Here is an 18387-nt window from a genome sequence, read left to right as displayed (position 1 = left end):
GGCGGCGGGCTTCTACTCGCCCTTCGCGCCCGTCAGGCCCTGGATGCGGCCCAGGAACGCCACCTCGCCGCCGTCCGTGTCCTCCGCGCCCTTCTTCGGGTCGACGACCACCTGGTTGGAGACCCGCTCCAGCAGCAGGGTCTGCCGCACCTCGCCCTTGAGCAGGGCCTTCGCGTCCGCGTCGACCTTCGGGCTCAGGCCCTTGAACGCGGTCTGCCTCTCGTAGTGGTGCGTGGAGAAGAACATGAGCGCGCCGCCGTCCTCGGTGCGCAGGCCGAGGGGTGCGAACGCGCCGTCGTTGCGCGGCTCGTCGACGTACTGCACGGCGAGACCGGCCCGCTTGCTGTTCCGCTCGCGGAACGCCTTCCAGCGCGTCGTGTGATCGCCCGGCGCGAAGCCTTCGCCGCCCGACTTCAGGTACGTCGTGTACTTCTCGCCGAGGTCCGTGGGGGCCATCGCGAGGTTCTTCGCGGTCGGCGCCACCGGCACGGCCCAGCCGTCCTCGTCCTTCTTCAGCTTCGGCATCTTCTGCGGCGACACCAGGTTCAGATAGGTGGCCCGCCACAGCTGGTCGGGGCCGCTCTTCGTGAACACCCACAGCCAGCGCAGGTCGGAGCGGCGGTTGGCCTTCGTGTCGGCCATGAACCAGCGCGGCCAGCCGGCCTTCTTGGGGATCGAGTACGTCACGTCGGTGAGTTCGAGCGGTACGTGCCCCGCGTTGCCGTCCGGGTGCTGCACGTGCCGCGACTTCAGACCGCCCTGGTTGATGGCGCCGAGAGGTCCGGTGATGCGGGCCGCGTCCAGCGCCGGGTCGTACGCCTTGTCCGCCGCGTTGTACGCCTTGAGGAAGTCTCTGAGGGCGCGCTCCGCCTCCGACTTGGTGGCCGTGGGAACGATCTCCCGCTCACCGTGGACGGTCACGCATCCGCTCGCCGCGAGCGCGAGTGCCGTCACCGCCGCCGACGCCATGACGGGCCCGCGGAGACGTCGGGCCCTGCGAACGTTGCTCATCGGAATTCCCTCACCTACCCCTTCCCGGGCCCGAACCTTATCGGGCCCGGGAAGGGGTGCGTGGTGCGGGTCAGATCTCCTGGAGGAGCATCGCGTTGACCCAGCCGCGCTTGCTCGTGCGGGGCAGGTCGCCGTAGTACCACTGGGTGCCACGCTTCACCGTGTAGCAGCGGACGTAGACGTTGTCGAACCACTCGAGGCGCTTGCGCTTGCTGTAGCTCGTGCCGGGGCCCGAGTACGCGGTGGCGCCCACGTTGATGACCATCATGTTGTGGTTCTTGACGTTCTTGGTGCAGGCGCTGCCGCCGACCGCGGAGGCGGTGGGAGCGGTGATGAGCGAGGCGCCGAGTGCCACCGCGGTCACCGCGGTCAGCGTGGCAAGGCTCTTCCCGAACCGGGAGTTACGCATGGAGCTTCCCCGTAGGTTGATCGGTTGATGAACGCGCCGATCATAGGCACAACCGTTTGCAACTTGACGAGTCGCGATCAACCCTGTTCCGGAACTGTTGCCCTCTCGGGCGTCGCCTTCCGCGGAGTGGAAGCGCGGGGCCGCGTCGGGGCGAAGAAGAACGCCAGCGTCGGGACGAGGTACAGCAGCCACACCACGACCTGCAGCACCGTCGGGTCGGGCTGGAAGTTGAAGACGCCCTTCAGGAGCGTGCCGTACCAGCTGTCCGGCGGGACCGTCGCGCTGACGTCGAACGCCTTGTCGCTCAACCCGCCGACGAACCGCGCCTCCTGGAGGTCGTGCACGCCGTACGCGAGGACGCCCGCGGCCACGACGACCAGCATCGCGCCGGTCCAGGTGAAGAACTTCGCGAGGTTGATGCGGACCGCGCCCCGGTAGAACAGCCAGCCGAGCGCGACCGCGGTGAGCAGCCCGAGGAGCACGCCGATCAGCGGGGTGTGCGAGCCGTCACTGGACGCCCGTACCGACGCCCACACGAACAGCGCCGTCTCCAGGCCCTCACGGCCCACCGCGAGGAACGCCGTCGCGACCAGCGCGGCGGTGCCCATCCGGAGCGCGGCGTCGAGCTTGCCGTGCAGCTCGGCCTTCAAGTGCCGTGCCGTGCGCCGCATCCAGAAGACCATCCACGTCACCAGGCCCACCGCGACGATCGACAGGGAGCCGCCGAGTGCCTCCTGCGCCTCGAACGTCAGCTCCTGCGAGCCGAAGGTGAGCGCGCAGCCGAAGCCCAGCGCGAGCGCCACCGCGACGCCGATGCCGGCCCAGACGGCGACGAGCGCGTCCCGCCGTTCGGTCTTCACCAGGTACGCGATGAGGATGCAGACGACCAGACTGGCCTCCAGGCCCTCGCGCAGGCCGATCAGATAGTTGCCGAACATCGGCTCACGCCTCCCGGGTGAACAGGCCCCTGCCCCACCAGTCGTCCTTGCCGCGGACGCCCGGCGGGACCGCGAAGACCGCGGAGCCCACGTGCTGGATGTACTCGTTGAGCGCGTCGGAGCGCGACAGGCTGCGCTGCACCGGGATGAAGCCCTTGCGGACGTCCCGCTGGTACGCGAGGAAGAAGAGGCCCGCGTCCAGGCGGCCCAGGCCGTCGGTGCCGTCCGTGAAGGAGTAGCCGCGGCGCAGGATCGTCGCCCCGTCGTTGGTGTCGGGGTGGGCGAGGCGGACGTGCGCGTCCGGCTTCATCGCCTTGAGGAACGGCTCGTCGCGTTCCTTGGCCTTGCCGACCGGCGCGCCCTCGCCCTTGTCGCGGCCGAAGACGTCCTCCTGCTCCTGCAGCGAGGTCCGGTCCCACGTCTCGATGTTCATGCGGATCCGGCGGGCCACCAGGTAGGAGCCGCCCGTCAGCCAGCCGGGCCCGTCCTTCTCGCCGACCCACACGTGCCGGTCGAGCGCGGCGGCGTCGGTGCCCGCGATGTTCCGCGTGCCGTCCTTGAAGCCCATCATGTTGCGCGGCGTCTGGGCGTCCGGCGTCGTCGACGACGTCTTGCCGAAGCCCAGCTGGGACCAGCGCACGGCGACCTTGCCGAAGCCGATGCGGGCGAGGTTGCGGATCGCGTGCACCGCGACCTGCGGGTCGTCCGCGCAGGCCTGCACGCACAGGTCGCCGCCGCTGCGGGCCTTGTCGAGGTTGTCGCCGGGGAACTTGGGAAGGTCGACGAGCGCCTCGGGGCGCCGGTCGCCGAGCCCGAACTTCCCGAACAGGGACGGGCCGAAGCCGATCGTCAGGGTGAGCCGGGACGGCCTGAGGCCGAGCGCCTCGCCGGTGTCGTCCGGCGGTGCCTCGGCGAGCCCGCCGTACGCGCCCTCGCCGACCGCGTGGCCCGCGGTCATCCGCGCCGCCGCCTCCGTCCAGTCCTTGAGGAGCTGCACGAACTCGTCCCGGTCGGCCGTCTTCACGTCGAACGCCGCGAAGTGCAGCCGGTCCTGGACGGCGGTGGCGATACCGGCCTGGTGCGCGCCGTGGAAGGCGACGGCGGCCCCCGGCTCGGCGGCGGGCGCCACGGCGTCGCCGGAGCGGGCCATCGCCACGGCGCCACCGGCCGCGGCCGCGCCGAGCGCGAGCCCGGCACCGCCCCAGCCGAGCACGGCACGCCTTGAGGTGGTCGACTCAGCCATCGTTCCCCCCAGTCACTACTTGGTCTTGGCGACGGCGACGGCGGCGGCGAGCTTCGACAGCGGCTCGGCCAGCGCGTTGACGCCGTCGTGCAGCTCCTTGCGGTCCGCCTTGCCGACCTTGTCGTACGACGTGAACGTGTAGGAGCCCGCGCCGCCCTCGCGGTGCTTCTCCAGGAGCTTGTTCAGCGCCGCGAACTGCTTGTCGAGCTCCTTGGTGAGCTTCGGGTCGTTCTCGGCGGCGACCGGCTTCAGGAGCTCGTACGACTTCTGGGCGCCCTCGACGTTGGCCTTGAAGTCGACGAGGTCGGTGTGCGAGTAGCGCTCCTCCTCGCCGGTGACCTTGCCGGTGGCGACTTCGTCGAGGAGCTCCTTGGCGCCGTTGGCCATGGAGGTCGGTGTGATGACCGCCTTGCCGACGCGCTTCTGCCAGTCGAGGAGGTCCTTGTCGAGCTGCGTGGCGAGCGCCTTCTCGCGCTTGCCGGTCTTCTCGTCCTTCCACAGCGCGCGCTCCAGACGGTGCCAGCCCGTCCAGTCCTTCTCCAGGTCCTGGCCCTCTTCGAGGCCGTCCTCGCGCACGTCGACCTTCGGGTCGATGTCGCCGAAGGACTCCGCGACCGGCTCGGTGCGCTCCCAGCCGATGCGTGAGGGGGCGTACGCCTTCTTCGCCGCGTCCAGGTCGCCCTCGCGCACGGCGTCGGTGAAGGTCTTCGTGGCGGGCAGCGTCTCGTCGGCCTGCGCCTGCGCGTAGGCCCGGTACTCGGCGACGGCCTTGTCCAGCCGCGGGTCGCGCTTGACCGACTTCCCGCCGCCCGTGACGGTGACCTTCTGGCGGATGCCGTCGCCCTTCATGCCGGGCTTGCAGGCGATGTCGTACGAGCCCGCCTTCACCTCGGCGGTCAGCTTCTGCTTCGTGCCGGGGCCGATGTTCTCGCGCTCGCTGACGATGCGGTCGTCGGGGAAGAGGAGGTAGACCTCGGTGACCTTGGAGCCCTTGTTCTCGATGGCCAGCTCGACGTGTCCGGCGGTGAGCTCCTTCTTGGAGACCTCGCACTTGTCGTCGGTGGCGGTCACGCTGACACTGTTCGCCCCGCCGCCCTTGGCGTCGCTCTTCTCCGTGCAGCCGGTGACGGCGGTCAGGGCCGCCGCGGCGACGACGGCGGTGACGACGGGGACACGGGCGGGTCGCACGGGTCGCATAGGTGGCTCCAAGACGGTTCACGGCAGGCGCCGGCCACGCCACAGGCGGGCGAGGCGGACCTAACTTAACTGAGCCTTACCTCGGTAATACCCGCCCGTTCCGTGATTCAGCTCTCACGGTCCACCACCGCTCACGGCCCGATCACAGCTGCCTGATGGAGGGCCCATGACCAGGCAAAGCAACGGTCAAGCAGGGGTGCGCGGGTCCCGTAGCGGAGCGACCACGGGGGCGCCGGTGCGCGGGTGCGGGAAGACCTCGACGGGCTGCCGGTACACCTCGGAGAGCAGCGCTTCCCCGAATACGTCGCCGGGGGTGCCCTCCGCCGCGATCGTCCCGCCGCGCAGCACCGCGACCCGGTCCGCGTACGCCGCCGCGAGCCCCAGATCGTGCAGGACCACCACGACCGCGTCACCGGCCGCCGCCCGGTCCCGGCAGATCCGCAGGACCAGCTCCTGGTGGCGCAGGTCCAGGGCGGCGGTCGGCTCGTCGAGCAGCAGCAGCGGGGCGCGCTGGGCGAGGACGCGGGCCAGCGCGACCCGGGCCCGCTCGCCGCCGCTGAGCGCGGCGAAGGGGCGCGCGGCGAACTCCGTCACCTCGGTGGCCGCCATCGCCTCGCGCACGATCCGGTCGTCGTCGTCCGCCCGCCGTGTCCCGTCCCAGGGCGCGCGGCCCATGCGGACGACGTCCTCGACGGGGAAGGGGAAGGACAGCGCGGCGGACTGCGGCAGCACGGCCCTGCGCAGGGCGAGGTCGGGGGCGGGCCAGTCGGCGGCGGGCCTGCCGCAGACGCGTACGATCCCGTCGGCGGACGGCAGGTCACCGGCCAGTGCGGCCAACAGGGACGACTTCCCGGCCCCGTTGGGCCCGACAAGGGCGAGCACCTCACCAGCGCGCGCGACGAGCGACACCCCGCCCAGCACCCCGCCGAGCACCTCCCGCCCCCCGAGCCGCACCCGCAGCCCCTCGGTCTCGGCGAGGACGTCACCCGGGGCGACCGGCGCGGGCAGCGCCCGTTCACGGCCCGCGAAGAGCCTCCTGCCCAACTCCCCGATCATGCCCAACCCCCTTGCCTGCGACGGGTCCTGCGCAGCAGCCAGAAGAAGAACGGGCTGCCGAAGAGCGCGGTCAGCACACCGAGCGGCAGCTCGGCGGGCGCGGCCACCGTACGCGCGGCCAGATCGGCCGCGACGAGGACCAGCGCTCCGCCGAGCGCGCTCCCGGGCACGAGGAAGCGGTGCCCGGGGCCTGCGGCCATCCTCAGCAGATGGGGGACGAGGAGGCCGACGAAGGTGATGATCCCGGCGACGGACACGGCCGCCGCGGTGAGCAGCGCCACCACGAGGACGAGTACGAACCGCAGCCGCTCCACGTCCACGCCCAGGTGCCGCGCGGGCCGTTCGCCGAGCGCGAGGAGGTCCAGCTTCCGGGAGTACAGCGGCGCGACGGCGAGACCGAGCAGCGCGCACGGCAGCACGGCGAGGACCTTCGGCCACGTCGCCTGCGCGAGCGAGCCGAGCTGCCAGAACGTGATCTGGCTGATCTGCGCGTTGTCCGCGAAGAAGATGCAGAGGCCGATGAGGGCGCCCGCGAAGGCGTTCACGGCGATGCCGGTGAGGATCAGCGTGACGACTTCCGTACGGCCGCCTTCGCGCGACATGGCGTACACGAGCAGGACCGTCGCGAGCCCGGCGACGAACGCGCAGACGGTGACGGTCCAGTTCCCGAAGAAGGAGAAGCCGAGCGCGAGGGAGGCGACGGCGCCGACGGCGGCGCCCGACGAGATCCCGATGACGCCGGGTTCGGCGAGCGGATTGCCGAACACGCCCTGCATCAGCGCACCCGCGCAGCCGAGCGAGGCGCCGACGAGGAGGGCGAGCACGACGCGCGGCAGCCGCACGTTCCACAGCACGCTCTCGCCGACCCGGTCGAGCGCGGACCCGCCGAGACCCATGCGGTGCCGCACGGAGGAGACGACGTCGCCGAGCGGGATGTCGTACGCGCCGACACCGGCGGAGACCAGGCACAGGACGACGAGGGCGGCGACGAGGCCGACGGTGAGGGGGACGGCGGCGGCGCGGCGGGTCCGGGGGGATTCCCGCGTGGTCACGGGAGAGGTCCTCCGGGTCCCGGGTCCGGTCAGCAGGCTCATGACGCGGAGCCGCCCGCGTACAACTGCTTCACCAGGGACTTGAGGACCTGGTCGGTCCGTGGCCCGTAGTTGAGGAGCACGCCGTCGTCGACGGAGACGACGCGGCGGTCCAGGCCCGCGGGCGTCTCGGCGACGCCCGGCACCTTCAGGAGTCCGTCGATGCCGCCCACCGAGTCCAGGCCCTTCGTCATCACGAGGATCGCGTCCGGTGCGGCCTCGGCGAGCGCCTCGCTGGTGATCGCGGTGAAGTCCTTCCGCAGCCCGGACTCCTTGCCCGCGTCGACCGCGCCCGCCGCCTCCAGGAGCGAACTCGCCCCGGACTCGCGGCCGCCGAGCAGATACACGGAGGCGGTGCCGCGCAGGTAGAGGAAGGCGACCCGGGGCTTCTTCTCGCGGGTCCCCGCGGGGATGTCCGCGCGGACCGCGTCGAGCCGTCGCTCGGTGCGCGCGGTCAGCTCGGTGCCCGCCTTCTCGACGCCCAGGGCCTTCGCGACCGCCTCGATGCGCGGGCTCACGTCGTCGAGGCCCTTCGCGGGGTCGAACACGATGAGAGGGATGCCCGCGTCGCGGATCTGGTCGACGGCCTCGGCGGGTCCTGTGGTCGAGTCCGCGAGGACGACGGTCGGTTCGAGCGACAGCACGCTCTCCGCCGAGACGTCGTGCGCGCGCGTCACCACCGGCAGCTTCTCCGCCTGCTCGAAGGTGGCGGTGATGTCGCGCGCGACGACGTTGTCGCCGAGTCCCAGGGTGAAGACGATCTCGTTCAGGCTGCCGGTGAGCGGCACGATGCGGCTGGTGTCCTTCACCGTCACCCGGTGGCCGTCGGCGGAGGTGACGGTGGCGGGGAGTTCGGCCTTCGGCCGGGCCGCGAGGGGCTCGATCCGGTCGGGTGCGGCGGCCGCCGCCTCGGCGTCCGCCTTGCCTGCCCGTCCTCCGCCGTCGTCCGATGTCCCGCACCCGGCCAGGCCGAGCGCGAGCACGGCGGCCCATGCGCCGGCGATACGGAGTGAGCGCGCCCTACGCACCGAAGTCCACCGTCCTGTCGCGTAGTTGAGGTCTGTGTCCGTGACCGGGTCCGGCCGGATTCCGGTTGTGGTCTTCCAGTCCGGAGTGATCGTAGTTTAGGTTAGCCTTACCTAATTAGCTAGGCCCTGTCAGACCTGGAGGAGCCCTTCATGCCGTCGTCCGGACAGGCGCGCGCCATCGGCCGCGCAGGAACCGTGGCCGCGCTCACCGCACTGGCCGGAGCCCTGCTCCCGGCGGCCGTCGCGCACGCCGACGACCGCACGGTCCGGGGCGGCAGGCTCGACTGGGGCATCAAGTCCTCCTTCCAGAGCTACGTCACCGGGCCCATCGCCCACGGCGGTTCGACGCTCCAAGGGGGCGCCGCCACGGTCGGCGGCAGCCAGTTCCGCTTCCACTCGGCGAAGGGTTCGTACGACCCGGACAGCGGGGCGTTCAGTGCCGGGTTCTCGGGCGGGGTGCGCTTCACCGGCCACAAGAAGGGCGGCTCGTACGAGCTCGACCTCACGATCAGCCGCCCCACCGTGAAGGTGTCCGGCGGCTCCGGCACGCTCTACGCCGACATGGTCAGCAAGGAGAAGGGCACCGGCAAGGTCACCTCGACCCCGCAGGTGCCGCTCGCCTCGCTCAACGTCTCCGGCATCGACATGAAGGGCGGCGCGGGCCCGGTCGCCCTCAACGACCTGCCCGCGACGCTCACGTCACAGGGTGCCGAGGCGTTCGCGGGGTACTACGCGGCGGGCACCGCGCTCGATCCGGTGAGCCTGTCGACGGACCTCGTCGCGAAGTCCGAGCCCAAGTCGGAGCCCAAGCCCAAGTCCGAACCCAAGTCCAAGGCCAAGCCCGAATCCGGCGAGGGGAAAAGGGAGTCGGCAGCGGGGCGCATCGAGAACGCCGCCGTCGACTGGGGCGTGCGCCGCACCTTCCGCGAGTACGTCACCGGGCCCATCGCCAAGGGCGAGTGGAAACTGTCCGCCGGCGCCCAGGACGGCGGCGCGCTCTTCCGCTTCCCGCGGGGCGAGGGCACGTACGACGAGAAAAAGCACACCCTCGCCGCGGACTTCGCCGGGTCCGTGCGCTTCACCGGCGCGCACGGCCTCGACCTGACGCTCGCCGGAATCGCCGTCGAGGTGAAGGGCGGCAAGGGCACGCTCTCGGCGGACGTCGAGAGCAAGGGCGACCGCGGCACCACCCTGAAGGACGCCCCACTGATCACCTTCCCTGCGGCGGCAAAGGAGTTGAGGCCACAGGACGGCCTCGTCTCCCTCGCCGAGGTGCCGTCGAAGCTCACCGCCGAGGGAGCCAAGGCGTTCGGCGGCATGTACAAGGCGGGCTCCGCGATGGACCCCCTGTCGCTCGCCGTCGCCCTCGACGGCGGGGCGAAGCTGCCCGCGCTGCCCGACCTCGGCTCGTCCGCGGCACCGGAGCCCGCACCGGAGAAGCACGCGCGGCCGAAGACCGAGAACGCCGCGAAATCCGCCGACTCCTCGTCGAACGCCGTGCCCATCGGCGTCGGCGCGGGCGTCGCGGTCCTGCTCGCCGCGGCGGTCGCATTCGGGGTCGTACGCAAGAGGCGGGCGGCGGCCGACACGTCGACGTCCACCGCCGACGACTCCTGACCCCCTGCACCGTCCCCCCTGGCACCCCCCTCTCTCACCAAGGAGAAGCCTGATCATGGCCGCCACCCGTCGTCCCATGACCCTCGCGGCAGCCGCCGCGACCGCAGTCGCGCTCGGCGCGAGCGTCCTGACGCTGCCCGCGCTCGCCGCCGATGGAGGCGGTGGCGGTGTCGAACGGCCCGCGTCGCCGAAGCTGGAGCTCAAGGACGGCACGCTCCAGTGGGGTGTGAAGGAGTCCTTCCGCAAGTACGTCACGGGCATGGCCCGCGGCAGGATCGAGGCCGCGGGCGGCGCCACGCAGGCCGCGGAGAACGGGGTGTTCACGTTCTCCGACGGCAAGGGGACGTACGACCCCGGCACGCACGCCACCGACACCGCCTTCAAGGGCAGCGTCCGCTTCACGTCCACGCTCCACAAGTTCGACATCAGCATCGCCGACGTCAAGGTCCGCACCAAGGGGAAGACCGGCGCCATCCGGGCCGACGTGACGCTCAACGGCGCCGTGCAGAACGACATCGACTTCGCTCAGCTCGACCTGAGCGCGGCCGGCTCCGGACAGGGCGGGGGCGAAGGCGGCGCGATGGTCTTCAAGGACATACCGGCGACGCTCACCGAGAAGGGGGCCAAGGCGTTCGACGGCATGTACGAGAAGGGCGAGAAGCTGGACCCGGCCACGCTCACGGTCACGCCGGGCGAGCCCGTGCCCGAGGAGCCGACCGTACCCGCGGAGCCCCCCAAGCACCCCAGTCCCCCCAAGCAGCCCAGCCACCCCAAGCACCCCAACCACTCCGAGCCTCCCAAGCGCCCCGAGGCCACCGCACCGGCCGGTGTCGTCGACGGCTCCCTGTCCTGGGGGCTGAAGGAGTCCTTCCGCAAGTACATCTCCAGGGGCGGCGAGGCGACCGTCGCGGGCGGCGCGAAGAAGATCTCCACCGGCTTCCGGTTCCCGTACGCCAAGGCGGACCTGGACTCCGACGCGAAGAAGGTCGACGCCTCCTTCGGCGGCAGCGTCCGCTTCACGTACAAGGCGCACGGCATCGACATGAAGTTCAGCGACCTCAAGGTGCGGGCGACCGGCGCCAAGGGCACGCTGCTCGCGGACGTCACCACACCCAAGGGCACCGACAACGACGTGAAGTTCGCCGCGCTGGACCTCTCCGGGGTCTCCTACAAGCCCAAGAACGACGTCGTGCACCTCGCCAAGGTGCCCGCGACGCTCACGGCGGCGGGCGCGGAGCAGTTCGCCAACGACACGAACGGTTCCCCGTACGAGCCCGGCGAGAAGCTCGACCCGGTGACGGTCGCCCTCTCCTCCAAAGCGGGCGCCACCCTTCCGGAGGCAGGCGGCGAGACCGGCGACGGGCAGCCGGGCGGCACGGGCATGACCGGCTTCGGCACGACCGGTTCCGGCACGACCGGTTCCGGCTCGGTGGGCGGCGGGAACACGGTCGGCGGCACGGCCGCACTCGCGGCCACCGGCTCCTCCGTCCCCTCGACGGCACTGCTCGGCGTGGCGGGCGTGGCCCTGGCGGCGGGCGCGGGCGCGGTGGTCGCGGCACGACGGCGCCGGGGCTCCGAAGCGGTGTGACGGTGTGACGCTTCGATGCCCGGGCCCGGGGGTGCCGCCCCCCGGGCCCGGCGCGGCGTCAGGCGGTCAGCGGGAACTCGTCCCCGAGCTCACGGAAGACCGCCGTGTTCAGGGCGAAGGCGCGCTTGCACTCGTCGACGATGCGCTTCTTCTCCAGGTCGTCCGTGACCACCGCGTCGATTCCGTCGAGCAGTTCGCGGTAACTCCGCTTGAACGCGGCGGGGTTGGAGATGCCCTCGAAGACGTAGAACCGCACGCCGTCTCCCTTGCGGGCGAAGCCCCAGGTCTGTTCGGCCTTGCCGCGGATGATCTGGCCGCCGGAGAGGTCGCCCAGGTAGCGCGTGTAGTGGTGGGCCACGTAACCGCCGGGCCAGGTGCGGGCGCACTCCTCGACCCGGGCCGCGTACGCCTCCGTGGCGGGCAGCGGGGTGAGGCCCGCGCGCCAGTCCGCGCCCCGCAGATGGGCGAGGTCGCGCTCCAGCTCGCCGACGCGGGCCAGCTCGGGCCGTATGAACGGTCCCGCGACGGGGTCCTCGCGCAGGGTGCGCGCACCGTCCTCCAGGGCGCGGTACACGAACCACAGCTGCTCCGTGTACCGCGTGTACGCGTCGACGCCGAGCCTGCCGCCGAGGAGGTCGCTCATGAAGGACGAGGCCTCCGCCTCGGTGTGCTGCTCGTGGGACGCGGTGCGGATGACCGTCGAGAACGGAGTGAGCGGCGAGTGCGGCGTGACCATGCGGTGCCTCCGGGGGCCGAGAGCTGACGGAACGGCGGGAACCAGTGCGCCCTCTGCAGATCATGCAAGTTAGGCTTACCTAAGTCAACCGGTTCCCGACACCCTGTCGGTAAAAACGCTACCCGCTCACAGCCCTCGGAACCTCCCGGAAAGAATCTTCCTCAGGGCAGCGTCCCAGCGGGGCTCAGGGCAGCGTGAGAATCTCCGCCCCCGTGTCCGTCACCACCAGCGTGTGCTCGAACTGAGCGGTCCGCTTCCTGTCCTTGGTGACGACGGTCCAGCCGTCCTCCCACATGTCGTACTCGTGCGTGCCGAGCGTCAGCATCGGCTCGATCGTGAACGTCATGCCGGGCTGGATGACGGTCGTGGCGTGCGGGCTGTCGTAGTGCGGGACGATCAGGCCGGAGTGGAAGGACGTGTTGATGCCGTGGCCGGTGAAGTCGCGCACCACGCCGTAGCCGAACCGCTTGGCGTACGACTCGATGACCCGGCCGATGATGTTGATCTGGCGGCCGGGCTTGACCGCCTTGATGGCGCGGTTCAGGGACTCCCGCGTCCGCTCGACGAGCAGCTTCGACTCGTCGTCGACGTCGCCCACGAGGTACGTCGCGTTGTTGTCGCCGTGCACGCCGCCGATGTACGCCGTCACGTCGAGGTTGATGATGTCGCCGTCGTTCAGGACGGTCGAGTCCGGGATGCCGTGGCAGATGACCTCGTTGACCGAGCTGCACAGCGACTTCGGGAAGCCGCGGTAGCCGAGCGTGGAGGGGTAGGCCCCGTGGTCGCACATGTACTCGTGCGCGACGCGGTCCAGCTCATCGGTGGTGACGCCCGGCGCGATGTGCTTCGCGGCCTCTTCCATGGCGCGGGCGGCGATGCGGCCCGCGGTCCGCATCAGCTCGATGGTCTCGGGGGTCTGCACCTCGGGTCCCGAGTACGGGGTCGGCGCGGGTTTCCCCACGTACTCCGGGCGCCGGATGGAGCCGGGGACGGAACGGTGGGGAGAGAGCTCCCCCGGGACGAGCAGTGACTGGCCAGACATGCCAGCGAGTCTAGCCAGCCGTCGTGGGGCAGCATGGTCTCGGAGAGCGGTACCCGATCGGGGACGGAAGGAGCGGGGCATGGCGCTGTTCAAGAAGCGGACGGTCGGCAAGCCGGGCGAGTGGTTCTACTGCCTGGAGCACGGAAAGGTCGAGGAGGGCCCCGACTGCCCCGGCAAGGACCGCATGGGCCCCTACGGCTCGCGCGAGGAGGCGCAGCGCGCGATGCGGACCGCCGAGGAACGCAACCTGGAGTGGGAGACCGACCCCAAGTGGCATGACAAGGGGGCACAGGGCGAGGGCGAGTAGGACCGGGCGGCAGGGGGAGGTGCTGGACGGGGGAGGCGTCGAAGCGAGGTCCTGGACGGGGGTGGCACACGGCGAGGTCCTGGACGGGGGTGGCATCCGGGCGAGGTCCCGGACGGGGGTGGCATCCGGGCGGGGTCTTAGACGGGGGCGGCGTCAGGGTCCTTGCGCCCCGCCGCCCTCTCCCCGTCCCGCTCCCTGCGCCGCCGCGCGTCCGGGTCCGTCGTCGCGTCGTACGAGACGAGCTTCGGCAGCACCGCCGCCAGGACGCCGACCGAGGCCAGACAGGCCAGGCCGCCCGACCAGATCGCGGGCCGCGTACCCGTCCAGCCCGCCGCCGTGCCCGCGCGGACCTGGCCGAGCTGCGGGCCGACGCTGTACGACAGGACCTCGATCCCGGCGAGCCGCCCCCGCAGCCCGTCCGGGATGGTCTGGTTCCAGATCGTGGAGCGCCCGAGCCCGCTCGCCATGTCCCCCGCGCCCGCGAACGCGAGGCAGCCGAGCACCACCCAGACGTTCGAGAACCAGCCCGCCGCGGTGATCGCGAGACCCCAGCCCGCCGCGCCGAACACGACGAGCAGCCCGTGCCGCCGCACCCGTGACGTCCAGCCGCTGGTGAGGCTGAACACGAGGGAGCCGACCGCGCCCGCCGCGTACATCAGGCCGAGCGCCCACTCCGCGTCCAGGTCGTCCGCGAGGAACGGGAAGATCGTGTTCGGGAAGGCGAAGAACATCGCCGCCATGTCGATCGCGTACGTGCCGAGCAGCACCGGCCGCGACCACGCGTACCGCGCGCCCTCCGCGAGCCCCTTCAGCGACGGCTTCTCCGCGTCGTGCGCGGCGGGCGCGGGGGAGAGGCGGGTGCACAGCGCGACGGAGAGCACGAAGCAGACCGCCGTGACCCCGTACGCCGACGCGTGGCCCGCGTAGGCGACGACGATGCCCGCGAGGGAGGGCGCAGCGATGGCGCCCACGTTCCAGCGCAGCGAGTTCAGCGCGGCGGCCGCGGTCAGCTGGTCGTGCGGCACGATCCGCGCCATCAGGGAGTCGAGGGCGGGCCGCTGGAGCCCGGCGAGCGCGGAGACACCGGCCGCCACGACGTACAGCGGCCACAGCAGCGGCTCGGGCAGCAGCGCGTTCACCAGGAGGACGACGGCGAGGAGCCCGAGCCCGGCCTCGGTCAGGAGGATCACCTTGCGCCGGTCCACGGCGTCGGCGAGCGCCCCGCCGTACAGCCCGAAGACGATCAACGGCACCAGCTCGACCGCACCCATCGCGCCGACCGCGACCGGGGAGTCCGTCAGATCCTTGATCTGGAGCGGCAGGGCGACCAGGGCCATGAAACTGCCGAACGTGGTGACGACCCCCTGCACCCACAGCAACCGGAAGTCACGGGTGGATCGCCAGGGGGAGAGGTCGGGCAGTATTGCGGAGAGAGGCACGAGAAGCCATGCTCAGCGCAGACCGGTGCCGCGAGCAACCGATTTACGCCGCCACCGCGTCCCCCCCGTCACCACCGCGTCGGCGGCGGCGACGTCAGCTGGTCGGCGAGCCGGGAGAGGCGGTCGCGCAGGCGTCTGCGGCCCCGCGCCCCGGGCAGCGCGTTCTCCCCTGCCGCCGCGCTCACCAGGTGCTGGACCGTGTCGAGGTCGAGCTCCGGCGTCTCGGGCACGGCGAGGGCCTCGTGCGAGAGCGCGGCCAGGTCCCGGTCGCCGGAGTCGAGCGCGAGCACCGTCGCGCCCGCCCGCCGCGCGTCGTGCACCCGCGTCAGGAGCTCCGCGTCCGGCGCGTCCGGCGCCACGACGAGCAGCGTCTCGCCGCGCCGGGCCGCCTCGATGCGGCCGAGGCCCGTCGACAGGTGGGCCGGGTCGGTGGCGAGGACCCGGTGCCGCACGAGCGTCGGGGTCAGCTCCGGCGTGCCCGACCAGGCCGCCTCGTCCACGAGGTGCGCGGCCAGGTGCCACGGCTCGTACGCCTCCGTGCCCACGAGCAGCAGCCCGCCGCCGTGCGGCACGACGGAGGTCCGCAGCGTCCCGGCGAAGCGGCGGGTGGCGCCCAGCCACTCGGTCCCTGCGAGCACTTCGCGCAGCAGCGCGACCCGTACGGCGTCCATGGCGTCGCATCCTCCGGCAACAGGCCACTCGTCACCGGGCGTTCACGCGGAATTCCCCCGCGCAGGGGAAGGGCGGGGGATGACTGTTGAGACATCTGTTCCCTTCCGAGCGGGCCGCGAGGGCTACGCGAGCTTCCGCATCCCCGCCGTCGTCACCAGTGCCGCCGGTACCGTCCTCGCCTTCTGCGAGGGCCGCGTCGGCTCCCAGGACGACTTCGGCAACATCGACATCGTCCTCAAGCGCTCCGCCGACGGCGGCCGCACCTGGGGCCCGCTCCAGATCGTCGGCAAGAACGGCCCCGACCTCGCGGGCAACCCCGCCCCCGTCGTCCTCGACACCGGACGCGTCCTCCTCGTCCAGGTCAGGAACGCCGCCGCGGCCACCGAGGACGCCATCCGCCGCGGCCAGGTCTCCGCGGCCGCCGGGCGCCGCGTCTGGGTGCAGCACAGCGACGACGACGGCCTCACCTGGAGCACGCCGCGCGAGATCACCGGACAGGTGAAGAGGGCGAACTGGCGGTGGTACGCGACGACGCCCGGGCACGCCGTGCAGCTCACCACGGGCCGCGTGCTGGTCCCCGCCAACCACTCCCTGCCGCCCTCCGGAGCGGACAACGGCACCGAGGGGAAGTACAACGGCGGACACTGCCTGCTCAGCGACGACGCGGGCGCGACCTGGCGCATCGGCTACGTCGACGACAACACCAACGGCTACATCAACGTGAACGAGACCACCGCGGCCGAACTCCCCGACGGCCGCGTCTACCTCAACACCCGCAACGACTCCCCGGCCCCCGGCACCCGCGGCGACGCCCACTCCCACGACGGCGGCCGCACCCTCGCCAAGCCCTTCCGCCCCCAGGCCGGACTCACGGGCCCCGTCGTCGAGGGCAGCGTCCTCCAGCTGCGCGACCCCGACGTGCTCCTCTTCTCCGGCCCCGCCGACCCGGGCTTCCGCGCGCTGATGACCGTGCGCCGCTCCACCGACGGCGGCACGACCTGGCAGGCCGCCCACACGGTCGACGGGCTCCCGGCGGCCTACTCCGACCTCACCCGCCTCGACGCCGCGACCGTCGGACTGCTCTACGAGACCGGTGGCTTCAGCGCGTACGAGACGATCACGTTCCGCCGGATACCGGTCGCGGAACTGACGTGACGTACGGCTGAGTAAGGTCGCCGTATGACCTCTACCGACAGTGTGCAGAAGGCCCCCGCCAAGGACCCCTGGGAGCTCCCCGACGTGTCCGGGCTCGTCGTCGGCGTCCTCGGCGGCACCGGCGACCAGGGGCGGGGGCTCGCCTACCGCCTCGCCCGCGCGGGCCAGAAGGTGATCATCGGCTCCCGCGCCGCCGACCGCGCGCGGGCCGCCGCCGACGAGCTCGGCCACGGCGTCGAGGGCGCGGACAACGCGGAGTGCGCGCGGCGCAGCGACATCGTGATCGTCGCCGTGCCGTGGGACGGCCACGCCAAGACCCTCGAAGGGCTCCGCGAGGAGCTGAACGGCAAGCTCGTCGTCGACTGCGTGAACCCGCTCGGCTTCGACAAGAAGGGCGCCTACGCCCTCAAGCCCGAGGAGGGCAGCGCCGCCGAGCAGGCCGCCGCGCTGCTCCCCGACTCCCGCGTCACCGCCGCCTTCCACCACCTGTCGGCCGTACTGCTCCAGGACCCGGAGATCGAGGAGATCGACACGGACGTGATGGTGCTCGGCGAGAGCCGCGCCGACACCGACACGATCCAGGCCCTCGCCGCCCGCATCCCCGGCATGCGCGGCGTCTTCGCGGGCCGCCTCCGCAACGCCCACCAGGTCGAGTCGCTGGTCGCCAACCTGATCTCCGTGAACCGGCGCTACAAGGCGCACGCGGGGCTGCGCGTCACGGACGTATAGGAACCGCCGGGGCTTCCGGAGACGGGTGCGGGGCCGGGGCGGGGCATGGGGGACACTGGACGCGTACGTCAGCACGCTTCCCCCGACAGGAGCCGACCCCCATGCCCCGCCTCGCCGTGTACGCCCTCGTCGTCTGCGCCCTCGCCGTCGCCGCGGCCGTGATCTCGTTCGTGCAGGGCAGCTGGCTCGGCATCGTGTGGGTGCTGCTCGCCGGGCTCTCGTCGAACATGGCCTGGTTCTACCTGCGGCGGGCGAAGGTGGAGCGGGACGCGCAGCGGGCGCAGGCGTAGCGCCCGGCCGACACAGGCCCTAGGTCCCGGGGATCTCCTGGGAACCCTCCCAGAAGCGGTACAGCTCGTGGCCCCAGTAGGTGTCCCCCTCGGCGACGCCCAGGGCGCGCAGGACCGCGTCGATCGCGTCGAAGAAGGCGTGGTTGACCTCCGGGATCCAGAGGATGACGAAGACCGCGATCAGTCCGAACGGCGCGAACGGCTCCACCTGGCGGCGGATGCCGTGCGAGAGCCACGGTTCGATGACGCCGTACCCGTCCAGGCCCGGGATGGGCAGGAAGTTCAGGATCGCGGCGGTCACCTGGAGCAGGGCGAGGAACGCGAGCGCGTAGCGGAACGTGCGCGGGACGCCGTCCAGGGCGTCAAGCCAGAACGGCGCCGTACAGACGACGGCGAACAGCACGTTGGTCAGCGGGCCCGCCGCCGAGATCAGGCTGTGCCGCCAGCGGCCCCGGATGCGGCCGCGCTCGATGAAGACGGCGCCGCCGGGCAGGCCGATGCCGCCCATGATCACGAACAGAACGGGCAGCACGATGCTGAGCAGCGCGTGCGTGTACGCGAGCGGATTGAGGGTCAGATAGCCCTTCGCGCCGATGGAGATGTCGCCGCTGTGCAGGGCGGTGCGCGCGTGCGCGTACTCGTGCAGGCAGAGCGAGACGATCCAGGCGGCCGTCACGAAGAGGAAGACGGCGAGTCCGGGGTTGTCGGCGAAACCGGTCCAGGCGGCCCAGCCGGAGACCGCCGTGACGGCGGCGATCCCCAGGAAGACGGGGCTGATCCGCCGGTCGGTGCGGCGGATGGGGGCGGTGGTCATGGGGCGGTGCTCCAGGGGTCTGGCG

19 protein-coding genes are annotated in these 18387 nt (G+C 71.9%); 6 read left to right on the top strand and 13 right to left on the bottom strand.

Features of this window, described 5'->3' with window-relative positions:
* Window positions 1-12 precede the first annotated feature (12 nt).
* The 8 genes from NOO62_RS12140 to NOO62_RS12105 form a co-directional block, all read right to left on the bottom strand.
* The gene (locus NOO62_RS12140) at window positions 13-1011 is read right to left on the bottom strand and encodes a hypothetical protein (protein WP_268770900.1); all 999 of its coding nucleotides are present in this window, start codon (window positions 1009-1011) and stop codon (window positions 13-15) included.
* 70 nt (window positions 1012-1081) lie between these two features.
* Window positions 1082-1420 (bottom strand): hypothetical protein, encoded by a 339-nt coding sequence (locus NOO62_RS12135; protein ID WP_268770899.1) that lies wholly within the window; start codon window positions 1418-1420, stop codon window positions 1082-1084.
* A 77-nt stretch (window positions 1421-1497) separates the two neighbouring features.
* Window positions 1498-2358 carry an iron uptake transporter permease EfeU gene (gene efeU, locus NOO62_RS12130; protein ID WP_268770898.1) on the bottom strand — a complete coding sequence of 287 codons (861 nt, stop codon included), beginning with the start codon at window positions 2356-2358 and terminating at the stop codon, window positions 1498-1500.
* Window positions 2359-2362: 4 nt separating this feature from the next.
* Window positions 2363-3601, bottom strand: coding sequence for an iron uptake transporter deferrochelatase/peroxidase subunit (efeB, locus tag NOO62_RS12125; RefSeq protein ID WP_268770897.1), 1239 nt, complete (start codon window positions 3599-3601; stop codon window positions 2363-2365).
* 15 nt (window positions 3602-3616) lie between these two features.
* Window positions 3617-4789: an iron uptake system protein EfeO gene (efeO, locus tag NOO62_RS12120; protein WP_268775586.1), complete on the bottom strand. Its 1173-nt coding sequence runs from the start codon at window positions 4787-4789 to the stop codon at window positions 3617-3619.
* A 195-nt stretch (window positions 4790-4984) separates the two neighbouring features.
* Window positions 4985-5854 carry a heme ABC transporter ATP-binding protein gene (locus NOO62_RS12115; protein ID WP_268770896.1) on the bottom strand — a complete coding sequence of 290 codons (870 nt, stop codon included), beginning with the start codon at window positions 5852-5854 and terminating at the stop codon, window positions 4985-4987.
* Window positions 5851-6948 carry a FecCD family ABC transporter permease gene (locus NOO62_RS12110; RefSeq protein ID WP_268770895.1) on the bottom strand — a complete coding sequence of 366 codons (1098 nt, stop codon included), beginning with the start codon at window positions 6946-6948 and terminating at the stop codon, window positions 5851-5853. Before NOO62_RS12110 ends, NOO62_RS12115 begins: the two co-directional genes overlap by 4 nt.
* The gene (locus NOO62_RS12105; protein ID WP_414930806.1) at window positions 6945-7973 is read right to left on the bottom strand and encodes a heme/hemin ABC transporter substrate-binding protein; all 1029 of its coding nucleotides are present in this window, start codon (window positions 7971-7973) and stop codon (window positions 6945-6947) included. The genes NOO62_RS12110 and NOO62_RS12105 overlap by 4 nt, the downstream gene beginning before the upstream one ends.
* A 150-nt stretch (window positions 7974-8123) precedes the next feature.
* Here NOO62_RS12105 and NOO62_RS12100 point away from each other — a divergent pair, with 150 nt between their 5' ends.
* A complete protein-coding gene (locus NOO62_RS12100; RefSeq protein ID WP_268770893.1) occupies window positions 8124-9590 on the top strand; it encodes an HtaA domain-containing protein in 1467 nt (488 codons plus the stop codon).
* A gap of 55 nt (window positions 9591-9645) precedes the next feature.
* The gene (locus NOO62_RS12095) at window positions 9646-11178 is read left to right on the top strand and encodes an HtaA domain-containing protein (protein ID WP_268770892.1); all 1533 of its coding nucleotides are present in this window, start codon (window positions 9646-9648) and stop codon (window positions 11176-11178) included.
* A gap of 58 nt (window positions 11179-11236) precedes the next feature.
* On the opposite strand, the gene NOO62_RS12090 is transcribed toward NOO62_RS12095, so the two are convergent.
* Both NOO62_RS12090 and map read right to left on the bottom strand, forming a co-directional pair.
* Window positions 11237-11914, bottom strand: coding sequence for a heme oxygenase (biliverdin-producing) (locus NOO62_RS12090; protein ID WP_268770891.1), 678 nt, complete (start codon window positions 11912-11914; stop codon window positions 11237-11239).
* Between the two features lie 184 nt (window positions 11915-12098).
* On the bottom strand, window positions 12099-12956 hold the full coding sequence (map, locus tag NOO62_RS12085; protein ID WP_268770890.1) for a type I methionyl aminopeptidase: 858 nt from the start codon (window positions 12954-12956) through the stop codon (window positions 12099-12101).
* Between the two features lie 79 nt (window positions 12957-13035).
* Here map and NOO62_RS12080 point away from each other — a divergent pair, with 79 nt between their 5' ends.
* Window positions 13036-13263 carry a hypothetical protein gene (locus tag NOO62_RS12080; RefSeq protein ID WP_268770889.1) on the top strand — a complete coding sequence of 76 codons (228 nt, stop codon included), beginning with the start codon at window positions 13036-13038 and terminating at the stop codon, window positions 13261-13263.
* 137 nt (window positions 13264-13400) lie between these two features.
* Here NOO62_RS12080 and NOO62_RS12075 read toward each other — a convergent pair whose 3' ends face one another.
* Both NOO62_RS12075 and NOO62_RS12070 read right to left on the bottom strand, forming a co-directional pair.
* Entirely contained in the window at window positions 13401-14702 is a 1302-nt protein-coding gene (locus NOO62_RS12075; protein WP_268770888.1) for an MFS transporter, read from the bottom strand.
* 68 nt (window positions 14703-14770) lie between these two features.
* Complete coding sequence (locus NOO62_RS12070; protein WP_268770887.1) at window positions 14771-15373, bottom strand: hypothetical protein; 603 nt, start codon at window positions 15371-15373, stop codon at window positions 14771-14773.
* A 79-nt stretch (window positions 15374-15452) separates the two neighbouring features.
* Between NOO62_RS12070 and NOO62_RS12065 the strand changes: the two genes are divergently transcribed.
* From NOO62_RS12065 to NOO62_RS12055, 3 genes are all read left to right on the top strand, one after another.
* Entirely contained in the window at window positions 15453-16529 is a 1077-nt protein-coding gene (locus tag NOO62_RS12065) for a sialidase family protein (protein WP_268770886.1), read from the top strand.
* Window positions 16530-16553: 24 nt separating this feature from the next.
* Window positions 16554-17258 carry an NADPH-dependent F420 reductase gene (npdG, locus tag NOO62_RS12060; protein ID WP_268770885.1) on the top strand — a complete coding sequence of 235 codons (705 nt, stop codon included), beginning with the start codon at window positions 16554-16556 and terminating at the stop codon, window positions 17256-17258.
* Between the two features lie 101 nt (window positions 17259-17359).
* A complete protein-coding gene (locus tag NOO62_RS12055; protein ID WP_268770884.1) occupies window positions 17360-17548 on the top strand; it encodes a hypothetical protein in 189 nt (62 codons plus the stop codon).
* A 19-nt stretch (window positions 17549-17567) separates the two neighbouring features.
* On the opposite strand, the gene NOO62_RS12050 is transcribed toward NOO62_RS12055, so the two are convergent.
* Window positions 17568-18362 (bottom strand): site-2 protease family protein, encoded by a 795-nt coding sequence (locus tag NOO62_RS12050; protein WP_268770883.1) that lies wholly within the window; start codon window positions 18360-18362, stop codon window positions 17568-17570.
* Between the last annotated feature and the right edge of the window lie 25 nt (window positions 18363-18387).

This window comes from Streptomyces sp. Je 1-369 (genome assembly GCF_026810505.1).
Classification (GTDB): Bacteria; Actinomycetota; Actinomycetes; order Streptomycetales; family Streptomycetaceae; genus Streptomyces.
The sequence above is the reverse complement of the archived record's forward strand: the minus strand, read 5'-3'. Positions and strand labels throughout refer to the sequence as shown.